This window comes from Polynucleobacter sp. MWH-Adler-W8, from assembly GCF_001889925.1.
Lineage (GTDB): Bacteria > Pseudomonadota > Gammaproteobacteria > Burkholderiales > Burkholderiaceae > Polynucleobacter.
Genome location: NZ_LZFI01000005.1, coordinates 64177 through 89224 on the forward strand (window position 1 = coordinate 64177; position 25048 = coordinate 89224).

Here is a 25048-nt window from a genome sequence, read left to right on the forward strand (position 1 = left end):
ACTCAACACAAAATAATATTTATAGACTCAAGCCCGCTAATGCCCGATCTCGCACACTCATTTGTCCAAGGCCTGACATCACAACACACCGCCCGATTCATTATTTTGACCCTTGAGTTTGGCCATCATTTGACGAGCTAATGCAATCAAGAGTCCCAACACCAGTCCACCTAAAAGACCCGCTAAGAGGCTCATCGCCTTTTTGGGTGAGACGGGTTTTTCCGTGACATAGATCGGGGATACTAAGCTCGTACCCCGATTTTTCACTGAATTAATCAAATCAGTCATCTTTTCGCGGTCGGTTAAAAAATAGGTCAGCTCATCACGCGCCGATAAGTAGGCGGCGGACATGGCGTCTCCCGATTGGTCTGCTTTGGCTATGAGCTTTTTGGCGGCCTCGATATGCTCATTATCCGCGGCCAACTTGGTTTTAGCCTCTTCAATAAAGGTGCTGGATAACTGCTCTTGCAATCTAACTACTTGCGTAAAGATTGCCTTGGCACAGTTTTCGGCCGTCTGCGCGCTGGGCGCCAGAAACTTTAACTCCACCGTGTTCGCAACCCCCTTGGGGATCGATAATTTCACGTTTTTAGATAAGGCTAGAGCCGCTTGTGGTTTGTCTTGATAGTCGCAAGCGCCAATCACCTGCGCAGAGTAATTGGTTGGAAACTGCATCCGCGCTATGAGGGAAGTAGGGTCCTCTATCGTTGCGCCAAAGGGGTTGGCGGGATTAATTTGCGAGATCTGTGCCATGCGCATTTGGGCAGTAGCCTCATACATGGGAGGGGTTACTAGAAGGTAAGCTATGCCGGCCATAAGACCCAAAAATGCACATAACATCATGATTTTATAGGACTTTTTTATAAAATCGAGAATATCGAATAAGGAGATTTCCTGCTCATCTTCTTGCAAGTAAGTCTGCTGCATAAGCCTATAACCCTAAAAAGCTATAAAATTTAGTGTTATTATAGCAGTCAAAGCCCAACAAAACGCCAAAAAAAATTAGGTAATTCATGGCCATCATGGCCTTTTATTTCAAAGTCTGCGCTTGAGACTTGTCACTTCATTTACTGCTCTACACACTAGGGTAGCGCCCTAAAATTTTCTGAAGCTGAGCTCCAAAGCTAGGACTCATTAGTCTTTTTTGAAATGAGGCCTAACTATCCACGAATTCACTTTTGGGTGAGGCACCCAAATTGCTATTGCCAAGGCTTAGTGCACTTACCCAAAGAGCCAGGAAAATAATGGCATTGATTGCCGATTCGGCTGACACTTCCTTTGTGGTCATCACGAGGGCCATCGAAGCCAAACCCCAGTGACCAATCAAGTTCCAAGGCGCTTTTGAGTAAGCGCTATAGTGCCAGCCTAACATTACCGCAAAGGCCAAAAGAAAAAGGCCAGGCAGCCCATAACCCAAGCCAAAATCTAACCAAGCGCTATGAGTCCAACTCAGATCTGAATCTGGCCACTTTTCCTTACCCAAAGCCCCAAAAGAAAGACTCATCAACCCATATCCCAGCGGGTTTTCTATTAACAAGCGTGAACCCACGATAGCCCAGGCAAGACGACTGTAATTAGAGTCTGTCGGAATTTGACCAAGTTCATTGATGGGATAGCCCTTGTTCCGATTTTTCCAGTTGTCGTAGCGGTCAACTTGGGCGGCGACCTTTGAATCGGCTACGAGCGTTTGCCATTGGGAGTTTTTGCTAACACTTACACTGACTAAGCCCAAAGACACTACAAGAACCGATAGCAATATCATTCCACCCTTCCAAGAAAGCCGTCTGCAATATTTGAAGAGAATGATGCCAAGTGATAGGGTTAGGAAAAGCATCACATACACCATTCCAAAGCGATCTGCCTCAATAAAGAACAGGGTCACTGTTAAAGGTAGGATCACTAAATAAGGCCAGCTACTGCGCATGCCAAAATTATCTTTCTCTATAAGCTGAACAATCCTTCCAAGAGCAATGGCAAAAGCAGGTAAGCAGAAAAGCACGTACCATGCCCGCGGAATACCAAAAGGTTGTTCGCCACCCCCATAGGGAACTAACAATAGATAGCTGGGAATTGGGTAGCCATAAATGCCCGCAAGCTTGGCATAAGCAAACTTGCCAAAATAAATCAGTGTTGGCAAACAAAATCCTAAATAGATAATTTGCCAATACCGACGAGACTTTTTTAAATCAGAGTAATTGCCAGCAATTGCAAGGCCAAGGCCAAAGGCAAAAGGCAAACTAAGAGCGATTTTTTTCCAAATCTGGGTGTACTCCAAACTTTGTAGTGGATAGCCTCTTCCAATCCAAAACAGATGAATAGTGACCCAAATCAATAATAATAAGATTAGCCCCATTGGTAATGCTCTTTTTTGCCAAAGCAAAAAACGATTCTGGTATGTGATCCATAGTCCAAAAAGGCTACCGAGCCCCATAGCAAAGTGCCTTACAAATACTGTATGAGGAAGTATCCAGACACCATACAAAAGGGCAAATAAAACACACATCATCACAATAATCCAATGTGGGATTTTTTGCATACTCTGCTGCGGATATGATTTAGAAATTTGGCTATCCATACACTCTTTTATTTAACAAAATTAATGTCGAATTACAGAAGCCATCTGCCAAAGATCGACACCATCCTAAGGCGACTACATTTACAGTATTCATAAAAATTTAAACTCATTATTGAGGGTTGTATGAGAATCATTATTCTTAAAACTGGTTTTACACAAGAGTAGTAAGGTATTTATAAGAAGTAGTTCTGATGAGGCACTCGGAGAGCGCTCAATAAAAATAGTCAACAGTCAAAATATTCTCAGATGAACTTACCTTCTAGACCCAGTTTTACTCTTCGATATGCCCGACGAATCCTATTTCGAATACCCCCTTTTAGATCCCAGGCTTCAAAACTAATGAAGTCGTAATATTTGGCAAGTCCAGTCCATATCCACTGAGATATGACAAGGGGATTTCCAACCAAACTTAAGCCATTACGATACCAAGGACGCTCGCTAATGAGTATTTCGTCGTGATGATGATTCCATATCCAGGTGCCCAGGGTTTCAAATTCAGCAAAGCCTGCGGGTTCAGTTTTATCCAAAAATGATAAGACTGCTTCTACCCAATGTAGTTGAGCACTTTGCGCCAATGCATTTGTTAATTCACGAGCCCAACTGACTTTCAGAATTAGGCTCTGAGCTATAAAGGAAAAGTTTTGCGTGCGCTTTAGACCTAAGGCACGTTCGATAAAGTCGAAATAAGACTTACGATACTCACCTCCCTTGTAATAAATAAACCGCCCACTCGAATTAATAAACTCGAGCTTCTTCAAGGGCACGGTATCTGCATCCCAAATGAGGACCGCATCCCGATCGTCATGAGTCAGCACAGCAGAAATCTTTACAAACTGTTGCAGATACCAACCTACCCGATCTTGATTCTCTGGCGTTAAGGTCTGAGCTATTTTTTCTTTGAGATTGCCAATAAAGAGTGATTCTGGCTTAACTTGATATGGCGCCTTAGTAACGGCGGCAAACATCTGCACTTGAGCATCCGGAACAATGACGGTGTATTGCTTGGCTGAGATAAATTGCACAATGTGCTTTGCTGCAACCGTCCAAACATCAATATCCTTAATTGAGCAGACAGAAATTACCTCATCGATTACTGGAACTAAAGGGGGCATCACCGAAGACACCTCAGGCATCCCTATGTCCCAGCAAAAATTCTGCATAAGCCTGTTTTAGACCTTCGGTTAACTGAACTTTTGGAGTCCAACCTAAACCATTTAATCTTGAAGAATCCATCCACTTACGAGGAGTGCCATCAGGCTTACTGACATCAAAACCAATCTTGCCTTGATAGCCAACTGCCTGACTTACAGCATTTGCCAACTCAGCAATAGAGATATCGCTACCAAAACCCACATTAATATGACTTTGCATTGGATCGGTATGCTGATCATAAGTAGGCTTATCCAAGTTCATGACAAATACTGATGCAGCAGCCATATCGTCAACGTATAAGAACTCGCGCTTAGGCGTGCCAGTTCCCCAAATCAACACTTCAGGCGTATTACCTACTTTAGCCTCATGAAACCTTCTAATCAGCGCAGGGATCACATGACTATTTTCAGGATGGTAATTATCGCCAGGCCCATAAAGATTAGTTGGCATCACAGAGCGGTAATCCACTCCATGTGACTCGCCATACTGGCGGTTATAACTTTCACACATTTTGATACCAGCAATTTTGGCAATGGCATAAGGCTCATTAGTAGGCTCTAACTTGCCCATTAACAAAGCATCCTCATTCATAGGTTGAGGTGCTAATTTTGGATAAATACAGCTGGAACCCAAAAACAAGAGCTTTTTCACGCCATTTACAAATGCTTGATGGATCACATTGTTCTGCACCATCAAGTTGTCATAAATGAACTCTGCAGGAAAAGTATTGTTGGCATAAATACCACCTACTTTTGCGGCAGCCAAATACACCTGATCAGGCTTCTCAGCAGCAAAGAACTCAGCAACCGCAGCTTGATTAGTGAGATCAAGCTCCGCATGAGTGCAAGTAACAATATTTGTCAATCCTTTAGCCTGTAAATCACGCACGATGGCAGACCCCACCATACCGCGATGTCCGGCTACATAAATTTTTGGATTGCGCTCTAGAGTCATACCTTAAATCTCCTACAAACAGCTTCTATTAATTTTCTTTACCAACTGCTACTGAGTAGCCATGTTTCTGTAATAAAGCATGTTGTTTGGCTTGATCCAAATCATTAGCCACCATCTCCACAATCATTTCATCTAGAGTGATTTCAGGAACCCAGCCCAATTTCTCTTTAGCCTTCATTGGATCACCCAACAGAGTTTCAACCTCTGTAGGACGGTAGTAGCGTGGATCGATTTGCACAATCACATCACCTACTTTTAATGCCGGTGCTTTGTCGCCTTCGATGGCTGCAACGATACCTTTTTCGCTCTCTGCTGAGCCTTCGAAGCGCATAGTAATACCAAGCTGCTTAGCGCTACGAGTAATAAATTCACGGACGGTGAACTGAACACCGGTAGCAATCACAAAGTCATCGGGTTTGTCTTGTTGCAACATCAACCATTGCATACGGACGTAATCTTTGGCATGACCCCAGTCACGTAGAGCATCAATATTGCCCATAAATAAGCACTTCTCGAGACCTTGAGCAATATTAGCCAAGCCACGAGTCACTTTACGAGTCACAAAAGTCTCACCACGACGCTTAGACTCATGATTAAACAAAATACCGTTACAGGCATACATGCCATAACCTTCGCGATAGTTCACAGTAATCCAATAGGCATACAACTTTGCAACAGCATATGGGCTTCTTGGATAGAAAGGTGTAGTCTCTTTTTGTGGGATCTCTTGAACCAAGCCATAGAGCTCAGAAGTAGATGCCTGATAGAAACGGGTTTTCTTTTCCAAACCTAAAATACGAATAGCCTCCAAGATACGCAATGGTCCCATCGCATCGACATCAGCCGTGTACTCAGGTGACTCAAAAGAAACCGCTACGTGAGATTGCGCGCCCAAGTTATAGATCTCATCTGGCTGACTCTCTTGAATGATGCGCACTAAGTTACTGGTATCAGTTAAGTCGCCATAATGCAAAATCAAGTTTGGGTGATTCACATGAGGATCTTGGTAGAGATGGTCGATGCGATCAGTATTGAATGATGATGCACGGCGTTTAATACCATGAACGACATACCCCTTTTCCAATAAAAACTCAGCTAGGTAAGAACCGTCTTGTCCGGTAATACCAGTAATAAGGGCAACTTTTGATTTCGTATTCATAGTGTTGTGAAGTAGTGTTTTTATTAATTAAATTGATTGATACATTTTTTGAACTATGTTAATTCCTTGGGTTGACGCTTTCCAACCCAGCTCTTTCAATGCCTTGCTTGGATCAGCGCGCCCAATGGCTAAGTCTGTTGGACGGAAGAGGTTAGGATCTTGGATCACGTGATCTTTCCAGTTCAAGCCCGCTTGATCAAATGCCGCCTTCACAAACTCTTCAAGGGATATTGTGGTGCCAGTAGCAATAACAAAGTCTTGTGGCGTATCTTGTTGCAACATGAGCCACATTGCCTCTACATATTCCGGAGCCCAGCCCCAATCCCTAGAAATATCCAAACGGCCCAGACTCAGCTTATCTTGACTGCCCTGCGCAATACGCTTAACTGAGTGAATAATTTTTTGCGTTACAAAACGCTCTGGGCGCAATGGGGATTCGTGATTGAATAAAATTCCCGTGCAGGCAAATAGCCTATACGCATCACGGTAATTATTTACCAACCAGTATGCTGAGGCTTTAGCAACTGCATAAGGACTCATAGGGTAAAAAGGCGTACTTTCAGTTGCAGGTTCACCCTGGGTATCACCAAAGCATTCGCCTGAACCAGCGTGATAGATCTTAATCTTCTTATCCATCATGCGGCAACCCTCCAGAATATTGAGGGTGCCCATCGTAATACTCTGAATCGTTTCTGCAGGCTGCTCAAATGAAAGGCCCACTGAAGATTGGCCTGCAAGATAGTAGATCTCATCAGGGTTACTCTTTCGTAACGCCATCAAAACACTACGAAAGTCCTCAGGCACCATAGAAATATATTTAATGCGATCTGCTATGCCTAATTTTTTCAGGTTACCGAAAGATGAGCCTTGGGCATCGCGCGAAGTACCGAATACCTCATAGCCTTTATCTAGCAGTAGCTTGGCTAAATAACTGCCATCCTGACCGCTCACACCGCAAATGAGTGCAACGCGCTTACCCGTTTGGGTTGAATTGATTGATTGATTCATTGACTTAGTGGCTGATTTGGTGACTGAGCTGTTTAGCGTCCGTAGTTATCTTCGAAGCGGACAATATCGTCTTCACCCAAGTAACTACCGGACTGAACCTCGATGATCTCCAAGAGAGTTTTTCCTGGATTGGCCAAGCGATGTGTTTGACCTTGCGGTATATAGGTACTTTGATTCTCAGAGAGCAAAATGACTTTTTCACCATTGGTGATTTCAGCAGCACCCTTAACCACAATCCAGTGCTCAGCACGATGGTGATGCATCTGCAATGACAGGCTAGCGCCTGGTTTTACCTGAATGCGCTTCACCTTAAAGCGCTCACCCTCATCCACACTGTCATACCAACCCCAGGGCCTTGCTACCTTGCGGTGAAGATTCTTCTCTTCACGCTTTTGTTTTTCTAGCTGATTAACGATGTGCTTCACATCCTGGCTATTAGAGCGGTGCGCAACTAAAACAGCATCGGCAGTTTCAATAATGACTAAGTTATCAACACCGACTGCGCTCACAAGACGGCTACTAGCATGTACTAAAGAATTGCTAGCATCACTCAGCAGGGTATCGCCAGAGGTAACATTACCTTGATCATCTTTTTTGCCTACCTGCCAGACTGCATCCCAAGCGCCTAAGTCATTCCAACCCGCATTGAGTTCGACCATCTTGATGCCGAACTGACTGCTCGCATTACCAGGACATTTTTCAATGACGGCGTAGTCAATTGATTCACTAGGGATTGTTTTAAAGATGTCTTTATCGGGACGAACAAACTCCGTATCACCCGCGCGATCAATCTTACGTGCAACCCAGGCAGTTTCGGTTGCACCATATATATCGCTGCGGAATTCCTTTAATGCGGCAAGCCAAGTACTTGCCCTTAGGACGAACATGCCGCCATTCCAAAAGTAATTGCCGTTATCTAAATAACTTTGCGCAGTCTTGGCATCAGGCTTTTCTACAAATTGCTCAACGGTGTATTCACCATGAGATCCTTGTTGGCCCATTTTCTTGATGTAGCCATAACCCGTTTCTGGGGCACTTGCCGTAATACCTAGGATGGCAATTGTCTTTGCACTGGAATCCGCTTTGACAACTTCGACACATTCATTGAGTGCTTTAGTAAAAGCTGCACCATTTTGGATGGTTTGATCTGCTGGCGTAATAACCAAGATGGGATCAATAGGGTTGCCACTGCTATCTTTTTGCTCGCTAGCGTACAAAGCAGCCAAGCTTAATGCCGGTGCCGTATTACGACCCTCTGGCTCTAAAAGCAAAGTTGCTTTAATGCTAGGCATTTCTCGTAATTGATCAAGCACCAAGAAACGATGCTCTTCATTGGTCACAATTAATGTGGGCCCAATATCATTCTTAGAGAGCGTATTTAAACGCTCTACCGCCTGCTGAAATAAGCTCTTGCCAGAGTCATCACCAGACAACACTAAAAACTGCTTTGGAAATCCTGCGCGGGATAACGGCCACAGGCGTGTGCCAGACCCACCACAAAGGATGACTGGGATAACGGTATTAGCTGACAGTTTGGTTAAGCTCATCAATTAGCAAAGCATTTATGCTTTTTGTAAATATCCGGTGATTTTAAAGGTTTTAAGCAGCTATTTTCATGAAACTAGGGGTTAACAATGGATTTAACTTCATTTAACCCATGATTACCCCTGAACCCAAAAAACTCACTAGAATTATCACCAGCGCAAGATAGCGCTATTAAGCCCAAAGCCTAGATCTTAATGAGGGTCCTTGGGGCTTAAATTCACAATGAAAACCACTTATTACGGAGTCAATCATGACAACAGGCAATATCCCGAAAATCAACTTACGCAACTCTTTGACTGAATGCGGTCAATCCATTCGCAAAGAAAATGCTGGCAAATACCAAAACTACGCTATTCAGGACTGCAAAGCCTCAATCGCAGCCAGCAGAATCAGCAAATAAAGACTTGTCTTGAGTTAGAGCTGCCTGTTATTTAGGCGGCCTATTGGGGTAAGGTTTACCGGTCAAATTACTGAAGACCGCCCCAACCAGTATTAATAACGCTGAATCCACCATCACCGGGAAAAAGGCATAGCGGTAGTGCGTTATGCCCCCCAAAACCGCAATTAAAGCCACTGCCGCTGCTGGTGGATGCAAGCAGCGCAGCATAAACATTCCCATTATTGACAGTGCAGCAGCCATTGGTAGGGCCAATAAAGGGCTTGAAAACAGGATTGCACAACTCACCCCAACCAAGGCTGAAAGAGTATTGCCAGCGATAACAGCCCAAGGCTGAGCCATTGGACTGCCAGGCAGAACGAAAACCAATAAAGCGCTTGCCCCCAATGAAGCCATCAACCATTCATCGATACCACTAAGCTCTCTAAGGTACATAGCGATAGTAATAACTAACATCAGCCCTATAAAAGCCCCGATGGCTGAACGGAAACGCTCATGCCAGGTAACCAGCGGTTGATCGCCACCCAAATAAAAGAAATAGCGCCTCGCCAGATTCCGAACGGTATTTTTCATTTCTTTACATTCACCCTTTTAATTCTGTAATTCATTAAATACTGCATTTCTACACTCTTGAGCACTTAAATGAGCTCTATTGCTTCTTTTAGCTTTGCCACTGTCGATACTAGTCCTGACCTCCCATAACTATCGAGCAATTCTTGCGCAGAGTATGGGGGATTTTTTAATCTTAAGCGTATATGCTTAATTGCCGTTAACGCTTGATAGGGAATGAGATCCAATTGATGGCAAATAAAGTCATCAGGATGAATTGCTTCAATATTGTATTGATCCAATACGTGACTTGGAAAATCTTTGACATTAAAGGTAACAATGCTATCAGCATGCCCAGCAATTGCAGCAGCTAAAACATGTCTGTCATCCATGTCAGGTAGATCAAGGGCCTCAATTAAAGATTGATACTTTTCTTTTTCTACTTCCCAGTCGGGAATAGCTACCCTCTGTCTATTGCACCTCTTAAGAACCTGCTCTGGCGTTAAATCAACTCTATCGAGAAGAAGGTTTCGAGTTCATTCTTCATCTATATCTTGAGACCATTTTACAGTGAATAAACCCTCAATACAAAACTGCGCAAGGATATCGAACACATTGACTGGATACATGACATTTGCATCCAGTATTGCCGTGTATCTTGCCGTACCCGCCATCGATTTAGTAGCCTAAGTTTAATTCTTGAGCTTGATCAGCCATTTCTTGCATGGCAACCTCTCGCTCAAACCTCATCTTAGATTTGTATTCCAATAAATCCTCATACGCCACCCTTCTATGAGATCCCACCATAGTGAATCTGATTTTCTTATCCTTTAAAAGCTTGGTCAGAAATGGTCTAGAAACATTTAAGATTTGAGCAGCCTCAACGGTGGTTAACAAGTGGCCTTGAGGCACTAAAAAGATAGGCTTTTTCTCTGCCATAGAGCCAAGCACATTTGCTATTAAGCGCAACACTTTTGGCGGTAGCTCCAAAATGGGGGTATCCACTCCGATAGAAGTTTCTTTTTCAGTAAGCAATGCAATCTTATTTGCTTTTGAGTGATCAAGCGCCATCATCATGCATCTTGTAGCAGAGCGCACAAGCTCAGACTCTGAATCATTCAATATTGGCTCTTCAATATTTCTATCCAATGTTGCAGACATTTTTACTCCATACGTGAGGATATCTAGTTGCAATCTTTCTTTGAAGATCTGCACTTAGTGTAATGCAACTAATTTAATAAGTGAAACAAATGAAATAACTGTACTTAAAGCATAGTTTTTCAATATGGCTACAAGAAACAAGCCGGGACTACCCTTGTACGATAGCGCCCCTTAAATAAGGTCCTTTTTGGCAATAAAAATGACCGCCTAAGCGGTCATTTTTATTCATCGGAATACCGATTGGCTTTGAGAGCTTTGAATTAAGCCTTCTTAGCGTAAGCAGAGCACCAGCCCTTGGCTGAAACTTGCTTGCCCGCAAATAAGGCACAACCGCCAGCAGCTGCATCAGCTTTACCCTGGAACAAGGCGCAGCTGCTGCACTGCTGTCCAGCAGCGTACTTAGCGTACTTTGCTTTATCTACCTTGGAGGCATCAGCCTTATAGCCCAATGCAGCAGCTTGTGGATCAGTTTCTGCAACCATAGCTTGAGCTTGAACTTTACCGTTCAAAGCCAATGTACAAGCACCAGCAGCAGACAAAATCATAAATTGGCGACGACTATTTTTCATGGATTCTCCAAAAAATAAAACAGCGAATGTTGTGCAATGACAATGCACCCTAAAAACTAAAGGTGATCATAGTGGAGAAGAATTAATCTATCCAGCTAGCATGTAAGTCCATGATTTATATGGAGATATAGATGAGAATTATTCTCAAATATTGCAATGCAAGATTGCCGGGAAAGATAAGACTTATTTCAACACCCAAAAAGAAACAAGTTACTTCGAAGAGAAGCTATTTCCAGCCCTTCAAATTCATGCAATTGATCCATTGCCTGATATGCACACCTGAGCCCGCTTCTGGGTAGTCTTCTTGGCAGTCCCTGAGGTCCTTGTTATAAGTCGCTTTATTATTCTTTGCAGGATCCTCATTTTCAGAAGGGAAACTGGAGCAAGCGATAAGCATCCCCAGCATGGAGATGATCCAGAAAGCTTGTGTTGCCCTGAATAATGCTTTTGTCATCTACTTCCCTTGCTGGCTAACTTCATGTAATTGCCATGATCTCCGCAGGCACGATTAAATGCCACCGCCGCTAAAGAATCTTTTGCACCAACTGCCCCGCCAGACTTTTCACTTTTCCCCTGAGCGGTCAGGGCATAAGTATTGCTTTGGCAATTTGCCGTAAATACATAATCCGCTTGCTTAGGAAAATCTTTATTTAAGAAGTAAGAGCTCAACCTCAATTGGCGGATATCTTTCTTGACATCAACAATAGTGACTTCATTATTAATGACTTCATAGAAAACTGGTGGTTTCGCATCGGTTGATTCAACAACTGCATCTTCCTTAGGAGGTGCTATCTGCTTATTAAGCTTTTCATCAAAGACTTCAACTGGGGCTTTCTTGGCAACGGGGGCTGGCAATGAGCTATCTTGATACAAAAAGTAATTGATGTTCTGATCATCAATAAATTTTCTGCCACATACTCGGGAACGCATATAGGCCATAGCGGTTCTTGGGGCAATCTTAACCCAGCCAGAACCATTGACTGGCTTGGTGTCGCCCACTAGAGGCGCCTTGGAAACGATATTTTGGGTGTAGAGAGTTTCTGACCACTGGTAATTGGCAAAGCAATCAATCTTCTGGCGATAAGGGCCGACGATAGTAGCGTTATACGGCGCTAGAGTATTTTTCTCTCTAGGGGAAAAGAATGCATCAAAAGTAACAATACCCTCTTCATCCTCGCTTAAGGTGTAGGGGTCATAAAACCAGACCTTAGACTGAGATTCCGCCAAAAGAATCCAAGTGCGATCCTCATAATCTTTTTGATTTAGCGCCGGAATATAAAAGAACGGTGATTCCACCCCTTCATTCATGGCCGCTTGATAATCCTGTCGCTGAGGGCCAAATGTACAGCCCACAAGCGAGACGATTAACAGAATGAGGAGTTTTTTCATTGGCCTATTTACGGTCAATCAGGGCCAAGAACTCACGACGCAAATTAGAGTCCTTCAAGAAAGCGCCACGCATGACGCTGTTGATCATCTTAGAGTCACGATCTTTAACCCCACGCCATTGCATACAGAAGTGATCAGCATCCATCACGACAGCAACGCCAATCGGTTTAATCTTTTTCTCGAGCATGTCAGCTAGCTCTACTACCGCCTCTTCCTGAATCTGTGGACGACACATTACCCACTCAGTTAAGCGTGAATACTTAGAAAGACCAATCAATGCAGAGTCTTTGCTTGGCAATACACCAATCCAAATGCGGCCCATGATGGGGCATAAATGGTGTGAGCAGGCGCTGCGAACGGTAATAGGCCCAATAATCATGAGCTCATTTAAACGGCTCACATTCGGAAACTTCGTTAAAGTTGGCTGATCTACATAGCGGCCATTAAAGACCTCTTGAACATACATCTTTGCTACGCGACGACTGGTATTTTGAGTATTGTGATCATTCTCAGTATCAATCACGAGACTCTCTAGAACGGCCTGCATCTTCTCTGCAACCTCATCTACCAAACCCTCTAACTCACCTGGCTTAATAAACGCAGAAATATTGTCATTCGCATGAAAGCGTGCTTTTTGAGCCTCAATACGACGACGAATGACTACTGATAAAGGAGTGCCAGCATCTTCTTTGCTGTTTACTTTTTTCGTCACAGCTTTACTAGCCACTTTTTTGGCTGGTGTTTTTTTAATGGGCATATAAAGTTTTTGTCTCGAATATTTTAAGAATAAGTTTTGTATTTTTTGTATTTAAATCTGGAAGAACAACGCAACTACGCAAATCATGCCAAATAACCAAACTGTGGAACGAGTCGTTGGCCAGTCAGCGATGTAGCAAACCAGATACGCAATGCGCGCAAGCACAAAGCCCATTGCTAGCAGATCAATTCTGTCTTGTGGGGCATGAGCTACGGATGCAATGATGACAGCGGCAAAGAAAAAAGGGAGCGACTCAAATATATTGGCTTGAGCCGCATTGGCGCGCGCCCTAAAACCAGTTTGTTTAGCAAGCCATTGTCTTGGCATACCGTTGTCATAGCCTTCAAAGCCTTTTTTGGCGATACCGGCAGCAACATAGGGAAGTAGCCCCATAAAGAGAATGCACGCATAAGCAATAGTCATGATGGCCTTATTAAAGTGAAATTATTTGCGAGAAGTAGGAGTGCTTATTTTGGACTTTTCTTACTACCAATGCGGCTCTCAGTGCCATTGAGCAAATTTTGTATATTGCTACGATGACGCCAAATAAGTAATAGGCAAACGATCAGTAATGCAATGCCCATCGGCTGAAAGCCGAATAAGAAAACAAAATAGATTGGACCAAATATCGCAGCAGCTAAAGCTGCTAGAGATGAGTAACGCATGAACGCAGCGACAATAATCCAAGTACTCAGTGTGGCTAATCCCAAGATCCAGTTAATACCAAACAAAATACCGCAAGCGGTTGCCACACCTTTGCCACCCTTAAAGCCGTGGAATATCGGGAAAAGATGACCCAAGAACACCGCGATGACTACACCGCATAAGAGCCAGGAGCTCATGGTGGAGGTGAGGGATTCATCTCCAAGTAAAACTCGAGCCAGCATGACGGCAAAGTAGCCCTTTAGAGCATCGCCGATCAGAGTTAGCACTGCGGCTAATTTATTGCCAGTGCGCAGCACATTGGTTGCCCCAGGATTGCCCGAACCATAAGAGTGAGGATCCGGCAAGCGCATGCATTTGCTAACCACTACTGCAAAAGAAATAGAGCCTATTAAATAGGCAATCGGGATAAGCAAGAGATCTAAGGTAAGGTCCATACCGCTATCTTAAACACTTGTAGAGGGAAGTAAGTCGGAAGCCTAAGAGCCCCGAGGATGATGCTGTTGATGGATGGATTTAAGTCTCTCCCTGGCCACATGGGTATAGATCTGGGTAGTGGAAATGTCTGCGTGCCCTAAAAGCAGCTGCACCACCCTTAAATCAGCACCATGATTCAGTAAATGGGTGGCAAATGCATGGCGCAGGGTATGGGGTGATAGCGCCACCGGAATATTAGCCACAGTTGCGTAGCGCTTAATCAAAGCCCAGAATGCCTGACGGGTTAAGCCTGTACCAGTATGGCGACCCACAAAAACCGCATCAGTCGTTTTACCTTCCAACAAAGGAGTGCGGGCTTCTGATAAATAGCATCGTAACCACTGCCCTGCTTCACCGCCAAAGGGCACTAAGCGCTCTTTGCCGCCCTTGCCATTGACTACGCGCACGACACCCTCATTTAAACCAAGGGCAACAGTCTTTAAAGAAACGATTTCTGAAACACGCAAGCCACTGGCATACATCAACTCCAGCATGGTGCGATCACGCAGACCTAATGGCGTTTCAATATCGGGAGCATTAAGTAAAGCAGTGACTTGATCTTCGCTTAACGTCTTCGGAAAACGGAGCGCTTGTTTAGCAGCACGTAATCCAATACAAGGATCGCTCTTGACCAAATTAATGCGGAGTGCATGACGATAGAAGCGCTTGAAAACCGTTAAGCGCCGATTAGCAGTAGTAGCTTTATCAGCACGTCGATGCGCAATATAGGCTGTGAGATCTTTTTCTGTCACTCCGTACAGATCAGCTCCAGAGTCTTTATAGAGCCACTGGGCCAATAACAATAAGTCTCTGCGGTATGCGGACAGGCTATTTTGAGCTAGACCGTCTTCTAGCCAGCAAGCATCGCAGAAGCGCTCAATGGCTTCTTGACTTGCTGGGGCTATCTGATTTTGGATGTTTTTAGAGATTGGCATTTAAGATTGCATGGCTCTAGGCAGCCAAATATCAATAACTACTTAGCAACCTCTTCCAGTTTTTCTGCAAGCCATATCTTCATCAAAGATTGATATGGCACATCAAGCTTATTCGCTTGCAACTTAATATTCTCCAAAATACTCTGGGATAAGCGGAGCGATATTGAAGTGGTTGTTGGCTTCAGATTTGGCATTGTGACTCTTACAGCCCTTGACAAATCAAAATATTCTGAAGAATCACTCTTCTCCCAGAAGGCGCGCTCTTCTTTTTCACTCTTGAATTTAGGAATTGTTTTGCTAGGCTTTTTCATAGAATGCCCTCTCTTTCTTACTCATTGGCCTTGCGGAAACCACCCTAATTAAAGTGCCACTCTTTCGCAAGGTAAAAACTACGGACAAAAATTCACCAATCGAGGTAACACCAAGAGCCAAATAACGTTGCTCATCTTCGCTATGCTTCTCATCACCAGAAACCAATAGGGGCTGATTAAAGAAAATTTCTTCTGCCTCTCCTTGAGTTACACCATGCTTCTCTTCGCTCTTGTAAGCGTTTCCAGCATCCCACTGGAACCCAGTAATTCGGTGAAAATCTATCATGCATGTATATTATCATAATATACATGCACCTATAAAGCAAGGGGTCTCTTATACCCCCTCAAACATCACATTAGTCACGGAAATTATTAAAGCCTAATGGCGCTTCGGTAACTTCTTTTTTGAGCAGAGCCATAGTTTCTTGCAGGTCATCACGCTTAGCACCAGTGACACGTACTGCATCACCCTGAATACTGGCTTGTACTTTGAGCTTGCTGTCTTTGATGATGCGGACTACCTTTTTAGCCAGGTCTGAAGTAATACCCTTTTGGATCTTCATAGTCTGCTTGCGCTTATCACTGCCAATAGTTTCTGTTTTGTCATCTTTGAGATAACGCACGTCCACATTGCGCTTAGCCATTTTGCTAATCAACACATCACGCACTTGGCCTAATTTAAAGTCGTCATCGCCAAACAAGATTAAAGTTTCATCTTTTTGCTCTACACGGCTATCGGAGCCCTTAAAGTCAAAACGATTGGTAATTTCTTTATTAGATTGCTCAACAGCATTTTTGAGTTCAATCATGTCCGGCTCACAAACTACGTCAAATGTTGGCATTTTTACTCCCTATATTTTTTGGTAAATATTCAAGCAATCTTCATATTTTCTAGATATTTTGGAGACTTTTACAAGTTTTGCACCTAAAAAATATTCGCTAGATTCTTTTACGAATAAGATTGTGGCATGAACCGTGCTCAAAATGCGCCCCAAGTAGCAAATTCAATCCCAAATCTGGGCTTGAAGCGGCGCAACACCTTTGGCTTTGAGTCCAGCGCAGAATTGGCATATGAAATTACTTCTGCCGAGCAAATTCCGAGAGTCCTTGCAGATATTGCTGAACAAAAATTAGCCTGGCGGGTTTTAGGTGGTGGCAGCAATGTCATTCTCCCGGCCAAGTTACCGGGGGCTACCCTTCTCATGAATATTGCCGGACAAGAAATTATTTCCAGCGATGCGGATGCCAGTCTTTTAGCTGTGGGTGGTGGTGTGAATTGGCATGAACTTGTTGCTTGGACCCTAGAGAATGATTTACCCGGTTTAGAAAACTTAGCACTCATCCCCGGAACCGTTGGAGCAGCACCAATTCAAAACATTGGGGCTTACGGTGTTGAGATCGGCGATTACATCGATCGTATCGAAGCCTTTGATACGAAAGATCATGCCTTTGTCACCCTCGCAAAAGAGGCCTGCCACTTTGCTTATCGCGATAGCTACTTCAAGCAAAATCCCCAGCGCTTTATTGTGACAAAGGTTGTTTTTAGTATTCCTAAAAATTGGCAGGCTCGTATTCATTACGCAGATCTAGCAAAACAATTTGCTGAAAACTCCAATCCCACTGCAGAAGAAATTTTCTTAGCAGTTTGTAAGATCCGCACACATAAATTGCCTGACCCAAAAGTGATTGGCAATGCCGGCAGCTTCTTTCAGAATCCCATTGTTCCGAATGAACAATATGAAACCCTGCTCAAAACTCATGCTGACCTAGTCTCATATCCCGACGCACCAGGCAAACGCAAGCTAGCGGCTGGATGGCTCATTGATCAATGTGGCTTTAAGGGACAGCGTATGGGCTCAGTCGGCGTTTATGAAAACCAAGCGCTGGTGCTGGTCAATCATGGTGGTGGCACGGCTCAAGAAATCCTAGGCCTAGCAAAGTGTATTCGCGATAAAGTGCACGATAAATTTGGTGTTAGCTTGCAGATAGAGCCCAATATCCTCTAGCCCTCTGGGCAAGTGAAATATCTCCTATTTCACAATAGCTACTTTAGCTAACTCCACAGTCACACTACCTTCAGCAACCTGTATTTCATATTCTTGATCAGTGACTAATTCTTCTGGTTTGCGCACCGCACACAACGCTTCTTTGTTTTTACTCAGTATCACTGCATAACCACGCTCTAACGTGCGCTGGGGATTGAGCATCTCCAGCTGGGATTGATAGTGTGATTGATTGCGCTTCCAATTTTCCATGCGCACAGACCAGGCCTGGTTCAGACGTTGCTGCCACCCTTGAATTTGCTCCCTCATCCGATCTGGATTAGGCAAGGCATGACTCAAGCGAAGTGCTAGTTGATCTAGGGTTTGCGCCTCGCGCTCAACTCGTTGGTTAATCCGTTGGAGCAGTGCCTGCATGATGGCATCAAGCTCTTGCAGCATTTGATCTCGGCGTGGTGCCGCTAACTCAGCAGCGCCAGTTGGCGTTGGGGCCCGTAAGTCTGCAACAAAATCCGCAATAGTGAAATCGGTTTCATGTCCAACACCACTCACTACTGGTATTGATGAGTCTGCAATCGCATAAGCCAGTTGTTCATCATTAAATGCCCAGAGATCTTCAATGCTGCCTCCACCGCGTACTAACAAAATCACATCTACTGCTTTTTCTTTTTCGGCAGCTTTAAGTGCGGCAATCATTCCGGCGGGTGCATCAGGGCCTTGAACCAAGGTTGGATAAATCACAATCGGAATATGCGGCGCTCTTCTCGCTAAAGTACTCAGCACATCTTTGAGTGCTGCTGCTTGCGGTGATGTGATGATGCCGATTGATCGCGGATGCGTTGGTATCTCGCGTTTGCGCTCATCATCAAACAAGCCTTCTTTGGCGAGTTTGGCCTTCAACTTTAAGAAGGCTTCATATAGACCGCCCATTCCAGCGCGTCGCAAAGTCTGAATCGTGAGCTGAATATCCCCACGAGGGACATACATGCCTAGGCTGGCGCTGACTTCTACCAAATCCCCCGATTGCGGCATGAACCCAACCTGGCCGTTGCGACCACGGAACATGACGCAACGGATCTGACCTTCCGCGTCTTTTAACGAGAAATACCAATGCCCGCTGTCATAAGCCTTGAAGTTAGAAATCTCCCCGCTCACCCAGACCGCATCGAAACGGTCCTCTAAAGAGGCAGCAATGGCGCGGTTTAGATCGCCAACACTCAGAATTTCCCTTGATATTTCCGACATTTTTTCTCTTTAATCTCACAACCATCTGGCTTAGGCGCCAATAAATATCCACAGATACAGATTCACTTTAGGTTTCATGCTTATAAGTAAGTAATTACTGACCCAAAACGTCTCATAAATCCCACATCTAAAATGCAAGCCATTGATTTATAAAAGAATTAATCAGCCCAATAAATTCCATTTGAACCAATACAAAACCACGCGAACCATCTATCAAGGACTTACAGAGCAAACTCAAAAAAGTTTTGCACAGAGTTATCCACAGGCTAGGTTTCCGAAACAGGCTTTTTAATTCAGCTAAAGTACTGAGCTTATGTACTCCATCTTACTATCCGCTGGCTGGCCTATTTGGCCCCTCCTCATCATTTCCATATTGGGCTTAGCAATCGCCTTAGAGCGTTGCTGGTATCTGCGTCAAACGCACATATTCCCCAAAAATTGCCTAGAAAGCGTTTTTTCTCTTGCAAATCAGTTGGTTGGAAGCAAAACCAGCATTTCTGAGCAGCAGATTACGGAATTAGCCAAGCTTTCCCCTGCAAGCCCTTTATTGGCCTGCGCACTGAAAGAGAAATTATCCGGCAGTAATGCTGATGCTGCGCTGGAGGAGTTGCAAGTGACCGCACAAAGCACTTGGCTAAAGTTGGACCGCTACTTAGGCGCACTTGCCACGATCGCCACAGTCGCTCCGCTATTAGGCTTATTTGGCACTGTAGTGGGCATGATTGAAATCTTTGGCAGCCAAGGCGCGATCAATAGCGCTGCTGGTAGCCCACAACAATTAGCCCACGGCATATCAGTTGCCTTGTACAACACGGCATTTGGACTATTGATTGCTATTCCCGCTCTTGCTGCTTGGCGCGGTTTACGTGCAATGGCAAATCAACGTCAACGTGAATGCGAAGAATTTACTCGTCAACTGTTTAAAAAACTCTATCCAGCCGATTCCGCAAAATGAGTTGGTTAGAAACGCACCCGCGAGCTAAGAGAAGATTTTCTCTTGGGGGTAGTGCTACACCTGTAGAGCCAGAAATCAATCTGATTCCATTTATTGATGTGTTGTTGGTAGTCTTAATCTTTTTGATGATCTCCACAACCTTCACACGTTATCAAGAGTTAGCCATTACTTTACCTACTGCTAATGGCAATGAGAGCCAAACAGAGGTAAAGCAAATTCATATTGCAGTGAGTCGCGATGGCCGCTTCGCAGTGAATGGCAAAGTGATAGATCGATCACAACTCAGCAATTCATTAACTCAGCTAAATGGACAAAGCAGCCAGAAGGAAGCCGCCAGCTCTCTGCAAGTGAATATTGATGCCGATGCCAAAGCGCCTCACCAAGCTGTGATGAGCGCACTGGAGTCGGCACGTGATGCCAATCTCTCAAATATTGTATTTAGCAGCCAAGTTAACAGCCAAACCAAAAAATAACTTCAGAACTAAGAAAAATATTTTTCATGTCCTTTTCTTTTTTCCGTAAAGCTCCCAAGTTTTGGGAAAGACGTGGTCCCACGAGCTTACTGCTATGGCCGCTCTCTTGGCTTTATGGCTTGGTGATACGCGTTCGTAAATTAATTCTGGATACGGGCTTAGTAAAACAAAAGCCTGCTCCAGTACCAGTGATTATTGTGGGCAATATTCGTGTAGGCGGCACTGGCAAGACACCTATCGTGATTGCTCTAGCTGAACGCCTTAGTCACCTTGGTTGGAGGCCTGGAATTATTAGTCGAGGCTATGGCGCTTCTTCTCAAACAGCACCCCTACAAGTACACAGCGACTCTGATCCAACCCTAGTTGGTGACGAGCCCGTCTTGATTGCAAAACGCACACATGATCAATTTCCGATTTGGGTTTTTCCAAAGCGCCTAAAAAGTATTAGTGCTTTGCTCAGGCATTCACCCAATGTCAACGTCATCATTAGCGATGATGGCTTGCAGCACAGTGGTTTAGCGCGCTGGCCTTCTCGCGAAGGCGGTCGCGATATCGAATTCGTGGTTCGTGATGGACGAGGTGAAGGTAATCGCTTTTTGCTACCTGCAGGCCCTTTGCGTGAACCCGCCACACGCGAGCGTGATGCCACACTCTTTACTGGAAAAACAAAAGGTCTTGAATCTAAGCTTGGCCCCCAAGATGAATACTATTTAGGGCGTCGCGCATTCTCGCTCTTGGGTAATTTGGGAAATGCCTATCAATTGATTAATTCAGCAAATACGCAGACGCTTGCTCAAATTGCAGATAGTTATTTACCAAATAAAATTGCCGCTGTTGCCGCCTTGGGCAATCCACAACGCTTTTTTGATGATCTCCTCAAACAAGGAATTGCCGCTAAATCGATTCCTTTGCCGGATCATGCGACGTATACCCCCGAGTTCTTTGAGAAGATCAATGCGCAATGCATCCTCATTACCGAAAAGGATGCTGTGAAATGCGCGGCAATTACAGATGAACGTATTTGGGTGGTACCCATGACTCTCGCCCTCCCGGATAGCCTGGCTGAATGGCTGCAATCTATCCTGCAAAGACCCAGTCCTTATCGCTACACCTTGTAGGTTTAGCTTACATAGCACTACACTGTGTCATCCCCTATTTAGATCACCATTAAAGAAATCATGGATAAACGACTGCTCAATATTTTGGTTTGCCCTTTGTGCAAAAGCCAATTGCATTTAAACGCCGAGAAACATGAGCTCATTTGCAAAGCCGATCGCTTGGCTTACCCGATTCGGGATGATGTGCCGGTAATGCTGGTTGAAGAAGCACGCAGCCTTAGCGCTGATGAAATCGCTTAAGCATTGACTGCTCAATCTCAATGAATGCTACCCCTAAAGCTCCCGATTTTTTAGTGGTGATTCCGGCTCGAATGGGATCCACTCGTTTACCGAGAAAACCTCTAGCTGATATTGGTGGCAAACCGATGGTGATTCGCGTGGCTGAACGCGCCAAGCAATCACTCGCACAAAGCGTTGTAGTTGCAACCGATTCACCAGAGATACAAGCTGCATGCGATGAGCATCGTATCGAGTGTTTACTAACTAGCGCAGATCATCCAACCGGAACTGACCGTATTGCTGAAGTGGCCCAGCTACTGAAGCTACCTAGCAATGCATTGATTGTGAATGTGCAAGGTGATGAGCCGCTCATACCACCTGAATTAATCAATCAAGTTGCCAGAACTTTAGCTGAACATATGGAGTGCGCTATCTCCACAGTTGCCGTACCGATTACCGATGTCACAGAGATCAACAACCCCAATGTGGTGAAAGTAGTTCTTAATCGCTCCAGTGAAGCGCTCTACTTTTCCAGAGCGCCGATTCCGTTTGTGAGAGATCCTCAGGCAAACCAAAAAATAGCGCATTTACGCCATCTGGGGATCTATGCCTATAGGGCTGACTTTTTACAGGCCTACACCCGTCTAGAGCCAGCACCTCCAGAGCAGGCTGAAGCTTTAGAACAGCTACGCGCCCTCTGGAATGGTTATCGCATAGCCGTTCATACCGCCTCTGAAGCCCCGCCTGCTGGGGTGGACACCCCAGAGGACCTCGAAAGAGTGCGCCAGTTACTGGCTGGTTCCTAGACTAACCTCAGACCAAAAGCTAAAACCTCAGTAGTTTTAAGCTTCTCGGGGATAATCCTAGGCAATAGGCTTCTAAGATCCCGACAAAATACGGGACAATGTCAGCTCTTCTAAGGGGAAAACAATGCGGTTGATTCTGCTCGGTGCACCAGGTGCTGGAAAAGGCACACAAGCTCAGTTTATTTGCGAAAAATTTGCTATTCCACAAATTTCCACTGGCGATATGTTGCGCGCTGCTGTGAAAGCAGGAACTGAACTCGGTATTGCGGCCAAAAAAATTATGGATGCGGGTGGCCTCGTTTCTGATGACATCATCATCGGCCTCGTTAAAGATCGCCTGACTCAACCGGATTGCAGCAAAGGCTATTTGTTTGATGGTTTTCCAAGAACCATTCCTCAAGCACAAGCCATGAAAGATGCTGGTGTTCCGATTGATTACGTTTTAGAAATCGATGTGCCATTTGATGCCATCATCGATCGCATGGGCGGACGTCGTGTTCACCCTGCCTCTGGCCGTACTTATCACATCAAATACAACCCGCCAAAAGTTGCAGGCAAAGATGATGTGACTGGCGACGATCTCATTCAGCGTGACGATGACAAAGAAGCAACTGTTCGTAAACGTCTGCAAGTTTATGACGATCAGACCCGTCCATTAGTGGAGTACTACTCCTCTTGGGCTGCGCAAGGCAATCCAGCCGACAAGGTAAAAGCGCCAGTCTATCGCAAGGTAAGTGGCACTGGTAACGTTGAAGACATCACCGCTTCTATTTTTGCTGAACTGAAGTAATTCAATTCGCATTAGTAAAAAAGGACTGCATTGCAGTCTTTTTTTATGCATGCACACTTAATTTCATACCCAAGGCATGTATTACCCTGGCTACCGTCTCAAATCGTGGACGCGCTTCAATTTTTAAGGCTCTATAAAGAGATTCCCTGGTTACTCCACTCTTTTTAGCAATAGCAGTCATGCCTTTTGCCCTAGCAATATCGCCTATTGCCGCAACAAATAAAGCAGGATCTCCATCCTCTAGCACAGCAGTTAAATATCCAGCGATATCTGCCTCAGTTTTTAAGTAATCAACGACATCAAATTTAGGCAAATCTTTTATTTTTATTTTTTTTGTATTTTTCATTCAATCCTCCATCGTTAAAAGCAACTTCTTAACCTTTTTAATATCAGCCTTTTGAGTTGTTTTATAACCGCCGCCCAACATCACAATTACTACCTTCCCACGCCGCAAGTAATACATCCGCCAACCGGAACCAAAATGCTCTCGCATCTCCCAAATTCCATTTGCATCAGTTATTGGGGTAACATCACCCAAATTTCCCAATGCGGCCCTACGCAGTCTTGCTAATAATCGACCTCGAGTTAAAGGATCGCGAATAGCGTTTAGCCAGACCTCAAATTCAACTGTTTTATTGATTTCATACATCTTCAGATTGTAATCAATTGGTTACAGTATACACAAAACCTTACCAAGAGCGCTGCTTTAAAACATGAAAAAATTTAGATGGCTAAGGTAATGTGAAGTTAGATAGGCAAATAAAAAAGCCTGTAACTGCAGGCTTTGTTGAAATTAAGAATATCCCTTAGGATTATTTTTCTGCCATCGCCAAGAATCAGCACACATGCGATCAATCCCTAATTGAGCTTCCCAGCCTAAAACTTTTTTAGCTAACGTTGGGTCTGCGCAATATTCAGATAGGTCACCAGCTCGTCGAGCAACAACCTCATAAGGAATCTTTACTCCCGATGCTCCCTCAAACGCCTTAATCATGTCAAAAACACTATACGGCTTTCCGGTTCCTAGATTTACTGTGATGGATGCATTCTGTTCTAGGGCTTTTAAAGCCGCTAGGTGACCTGCAGCCAAGTCCTCAACGTGAATGTAATCTCTTAAACCCGTTCCATCTGGGGTTGGGTAATCATTTCCATACACCATCAATTTTTCTTGAGCACCTATGGCGACCTGAGTCATAAAGGGCATTAAGTTATTTGGTTTGCCAAAAGGATTTTCACCAATCTGCCCAGACTCATGAGCGCCCACTGGATTGAAATATCTAAGCAAAGCAATTCTTAAAGCAGGGTTAGCCTTTTGTAGATCACGCAAAATCTCTTCAACCATCAACTTGGTTCTGCCATAGACATTGATCGGCGACAAAGCAGTCTCTTCGGTATAGCAAACAGATCCTGGGTTCCCATATACAGTTGCTGAAGAGGAGAAGATCAATTGATTTACATTGGCGCGCATCATCTCTTCAAATAAAACAATACTTCCGGATACATTGTTATCAAAGTATTTCAGGGGGAAGGCTTCTGATTCACCCACTGCTTTCAGGCCGGCAAAATGTATTACCGAATCAAATACAAGCTGCCCAAAAGTGGCTCTAACTAGCGCTCTATCTCGTATATCGCCCTCGATGAACTCAACCGCTTTTCCAGCCAAGTCTTCTATGCGCTTGACGACCCCCAAGCTACTGTTGGATAAGTTATCCAGAATGACAATATCTTTGCCGGAATTCAATAGCTGAACTACGGTATGAGAGCCAATGTAACCAGCGCCACCTGTGACCAGAATTTTTTTCATATTTTTAATGACATCTTCAGTGGTAAATGCTGCTCAC

General features: G+C 44.4%; 32 protein-coding genes. 8 read left to right on the forward strand and 24 right to left on the reverse strand.

Annotated elements, in window-relative coordinates; translation table 11 throughout:
* Window positions 1-78 precede the first annotated feature (78 nt).
* The 7 genes from AOC28_RS07035 to AOC28_RS07065 form a co-directional block, all read right to left on the reverse strand.
* Window positions 79-927: a Wzz/FepE/Etk N-terminal domain-containing protein gene (locus AOC28_RS07035; protein WP_072583266.1), complete on the reverse strand. Its 849-nt coding sequence runs from the start codon at window positions 925-927 to the stop codon at window positions 79-81.
* Window positions 928-1156: 229 nt separating this feature from the next.
* Window positions 1157-2353: an O-antigen ligase family protein gene (locus AOC28_RS07040; RefSeq protein WP_158009042.1), complete on the reverse strand. Its 1197-nt coding sequence runs from the start codon at window positions 2351-2353 to the stop codon at window positions 1157-1159.
* A gap of 464 nt (window positions 2354-2817) precedes the next feature.
* On the reverse strand, window positions 2818-3687 hold the full coding sequence (locus AOC28_RS07045) for a DUF6492 family protein (protein WP_143143903.1): 870 nt from the start codon (window positions 3685-3687) through the stop codon (window positions 2818-2820).
* Window positions 3688-3700: 13 nt separating this feature from the next.
* On the reverse strand, window positions 3701-4681 hold the full coding sequence (locus tag AOC28_RS07050) for a GDP-L-fucose synthase (RefSeq protein WP_072583269.1): 981 nt from the start codon (window positions 4679-4681) through the stop codon (window positions 3701-3703).
* 28 nt (window positions 4682-4709) lie between these two features.
* The gene (gene gmd / locus AOC28_RS07055; protein ID WP_072583270.1) at window positions 4710-5840 is read right to left on the reverse strand and encodes a GDP-mannose 4,6-dehydratase; all 1131 of its coding nucleotides are present in this window, start codon (window positions 5838-5840) and stop codon (window positions 4710-4712) included.
* A gap of 27 nt (window positions 5841-5867) precedes the next feature.
* Window positions 5868-6848, reverse strand: a complete 981-nt coding sequence (locus AOC28_RS07060; RefSeq protein ID WP_072583271.1) for a GDP-mannose 4,6-dehydratase — start codon at window positions 6846-6848, stop codon at window positions 5868-5870.
* Between the two features lie 32 nt (window positions 6849-6880).
* Entirely contained in the window at window positions 6881-8395 is a 1515-nt protein-coding gene (locus tag AOC28_RS07065) for a mannose-1-phosphate guanylyltransferase/mannose-6-phosphate isomerase (protein WP_072583272.1), read from the reverse strand.
* Between the two features lie 248 nt (window positions 8396-8643).
* Between AOC28_RS07065 and AOC28_RS11385 the strand changes: the two genes are divergently transcribed.
* Entirely contained in the window at window positions 8644-8793 is a 150-nt protein-coding gene (locus AOC28_RS11385) for a hypothetical protein (RefSeq protein ID WP_158009043.1), read from the forward strand.
* A gap of 27 nt (window positions 8794-8820) precedes the next feature.
* Here the strand turns inward: AOC28_RS11385 and AOC28_RS07070 are convergent, their stop codons facing one another.
* From AOC28_RS07070 to AOC28_RS07130, 13 genes are all read right to left on the reverse strand, one after another.
* On the reverse strand, window positions 8821-9363 hold the full coding sequence (locus tag AOC28_RS07070; RefSeq protein WP_072583273.1) for an HPP family protein: 543 nt from the start codon (window positions 9361-9363) through the stop codon (window positions 8821-8823).
* Between the two features lie 65 nt (window positions 9364-9428).
* Complete coding sequence (locus AOC28_RS11245) at window positions 9429-9797, reverse strand: PIN domain-containing protein (RefSeq protein WP_143143904.1); 369 nt, start codon at window positions 9795-9797, stop codon at window positions 9429-9431.
* Between the two features lie 220 nt (window positions 9798-10017).
* Window positions 10018-10500 (reverse strand): helix-turn-helix domain-containing protein, encoded by a 483-nt coding sequence (locus tag AOC28_RS07080; protein ID WP_072583274.1) that lies wholly within the window; start codon window positions 10498-10500, stop codon window positions 10018-10020.
* A 260-nt stretch (window positions 10501-10760) separates the two neighbouring features.
* Window positions 10761-11069 carry a high-potential iron-sulfur protein gene (locus AOC28_RS07085; protein ID WP_072583275.1) on the reverse strand — a complete coding sequence of 103 codons (309 nt, stop codon included), beginning with the start codon at window positions 11067-11069 and terminating at the stop codon, window positions 10761-10763.
* Window positions 11070-11295: 226 nt separating this feature from the next.
* Window positions 11296-11523 carry a hypothetical protein gene (locus tag AOC28_RS07090; protein ID WP_072583276.1) on the reverse strand — a complete coding sequence of 76 codons (228 nt, stop codon included), beginning with the start codon at window positions 11521-11523 and terminating at the stop codon, window positions 11296-11298.
* The gene (locus tag AOC28_RS07095; protein ID WP_072583277.1) at window positions 11520-12458 is read right to left on the reverse strand and encodes a hypothetical protein; all 939 of its coding nucleotides are present in this window, start codon (window positions 12456-12458) and stop codon (window positions 11520-11522) included. Before AOC28_RS07095 ends, AOC28_RS07090 begins: the two co-directional genes overlap by 4 nt.
* 4 nt (window positions 12459-12462) lie before the next feature.
* Window positions 12463-13215, reverse strand: coding sequence for a GTP cyclohydrolase I (locus AOC28_RS07100; RefSeq protein ID WP_083564261.1), 753 nt, complete (start codon window positions 13213-13215; stop codon window positions 12463-12465).
* Between the two features lie 51 nt (window positions 13216-13266).
* Window positions 13267-13638 (reverse strand): MAPEG family protein, encoded by a 372-nt coding sequence (locus AOC28_RS07105; RefSeq protein WP_072583278.1) that lies wholly within the window; start codon window positions 13636-13638, stop codon window positions 13267-13269.
* Between the two features lie 44 nt (window positions 13639-13682).
* Window positions 13683-14315 carry a glycerol-3-phosphate 1-O-acyltransferase PlsY gene (gene plsY / locus AOC28_RS07110; protein ID WP_072583279.1) on the reverse strand — a complete coding sequence of 211 codons (633 nt, stop codon included), beginning with the start codon at window positions 14313-14315 and terminating at the stop codon, window positions 13683-13685.
* A 42-nt stretch (window positions 14316-14357) separates the two neighbouring features.
* Complete coding sequence (gene xerD / locus AOC28_RS07115) at window positions 14358-15290, reverse strand: site-specific tyrosine recombinase XerD (protein WP_072583280.1); 933 nt, start codon at window positions 15288-15290, stop codon at window positions 14358-14360.
* Between the two features lie 38 nt (window positions 15291-15328).
* A complete protein-coding gene (locus tag AOC28_RS07120; RefSeq protein WP_072583281.1) occupies window positions 15329-15601 on the reverse strand; it encodes a BrnA antitoxin family protein in 273 nt (90 codons plus the stop codon).
* Window positions 15588-15887: a BrnT family toxin gene (locus AOC28_RS07125; protein ID WP_072583282.1), complete on the reverse strand. Its 300-nt coding sequence runs from the start codon at window positions 15885-15887 to the stop codon at window positions 15588-15590. Before AOC28_RS07125 ends, AOC28_RS07120 begins: the two co-directional genes overlap by 14 nt.
* A gap of 70 nt (window positions 15888-15957) precedes the next feature.
* Window positions 15958-16443 (reverse strand): YajQ family cyclic di-GMP-binding protein, encoded by a 486-nt coding sequence (locus AOC28_RS07130; protein ID WP_072583283.1) that lies wholly within the window; start codon window positions 16441-16443, stop codon window positions 15958-15960.
* 126 nt (window positions 16444-16569) lie between these two features.
* Between AOC28_RS07130 and murB the strand changes: the two genes are divergently transcribed.
* Entirely contained in the window at window positions 16570-17607 is a 1038-nt protein-coding gene (gene murB / locus AOC28_RS07135) for a UDP-N-acetylmuramate dehydrogenase (protein ID WP_072583284.1), read from the forward strand.
* Between the two features lie 24 nt (window positions 17608-17631).
* Here the strand turns inward: murB and xseA are convergent, their stop codons facing one another.
* Entirely contained in the window at window positions 17632-18846 is a 1215-nt protein-coding gene (xseA, locus tag AOC28_RS07140; RefSeq protein ID WP_072583285.1) for an exodeoxyribonuclease VII large subunit, read from the reverse strand.
* A 313-nt stretch (window positions 18847-19159) separates the two neighbouring features.
* Between xseA and AOC28_RS07145 the strand changes: the two genes are divergently transcribed.
* The 6 genes from AOC28_RS07145 (at window position 19160) to adk (ending at window position 23207) form a co-directional block, all read left to right on the forward strand.
* Entirely contained in the window at window positions 19160-19801 is a 642-nt protein-coding gene (locus tag AOC28_RS07145) for a MotA/TolQ/ExbB proton channel family protein (protein WP_072583286.1), read from the forward strand.
* The gene (locus AOC28_RS07150; RefSeq protein ID WP_083564262.1) at window positions 19798-20274 is read left to right on the forward strand and encodes a biopolymer transporter ExbD; all 477 of its coding nucleotides are present in this window, start codon (window positions 19798-19800) and stop codon (window positions 20272-20274) included. Before AOC28_RS07145 ends, AOC28_RS07150 begins: the two co-directional genes overlap by 4 nt.
* 26 nt (window positions 20275-20300) lie before the next feature.
* The gene (gene lpxK / locus AOC28_RS07155) at window positions 20301-21392 is read left to right on the forward strand and encodes a tetraacyldisaccharide 4'-kinase (RefSeq protein ID WP_072583287.1); all 1092 of its coding nucleotides are present in this window, start codon (window positions 20301-20303) and stop codon (window positions 21390-21392) included.
* Window positions 21393-21452: 60 nt separating this feature from the next.
* Window positions 21453-21632, forward strand: coding sequence for a Trm112 family protein (locus AOC28_RS07160; RefSeq protein WP_072583288.1), 180 nt, complete (start codon window positions 21453-21455; stop codon window positions 21630-21632).
* A gap of 20 nt (window positions 21633-21652) precedes the next feature.
* Window positions 21653-22417 carry a 3-deoxy-manno-octulosonate cytidylyltransferase gene (gene kdsB / locus AOC28_RS07165; protein WP_072583289.1) on the forward strand — a complete coding sequence of 255 codons (765 nt, stop codon included), beginning with the start codon at window positions 21653-21655 and terminating at the stop codon, window positions 22415-22417.
* A 124-nt stretch (window positions 22418-22541) separates the two neighbouring features.
* Entirely contained in the window at window positions 22542-23207 is a 666-nt protein-coding gene (gene adk, locus AOC28_RS07170) for an adenylate kinase (protein WP_072583290.1), read from the forward strand.
* A gap of 43 nt (window positions 23208-23250) precedes the next feature.
* Here the strand turns inward: adk and AOC28_RS07175 are convergent, their stop codons facing one another.
* From AOC28_RS07175 to galE, 3 genes are all read right to left on the reverse strand, one after another.
* Window positions 23251-23553 carry an addiction module antidote protein gene (locus AOC28_RS07175; protein WP_072583291.1) on the reverse strand — a complete coding sequence of 101 codons (303 nt, stop codon included), beginning with the start codon at window positions 23551-23553 and terminating at the stop codon, window positions 23251-23253.
* A complete protein-coding gene (locus AOC28_RS07180) occupies window positions 23554-23856 on the reverse strand; it encodes a type II toxin-antitoxin system RelE/ParE family toxin (protein ID WP_072583292.1) in 303 nt (100 codons plus the stop codon).
* A 144-nt stretch (window positions 23857-24000) separates the two neighbouring features.
* Window positions 24001-25011: a UDP-glucose 4-epimerase GalE gene (gene galE / locus AOC28_RS07185; RefSeq protein WP_072583293.1), complete on the reverse strand. Its 1011-nt coding sequence runs from the start codon at window positions 25009-25011 to the stop codon at window positions 24001-24003.
* Window positions 25012-25048: the final 37 nt, after the last annotated feature.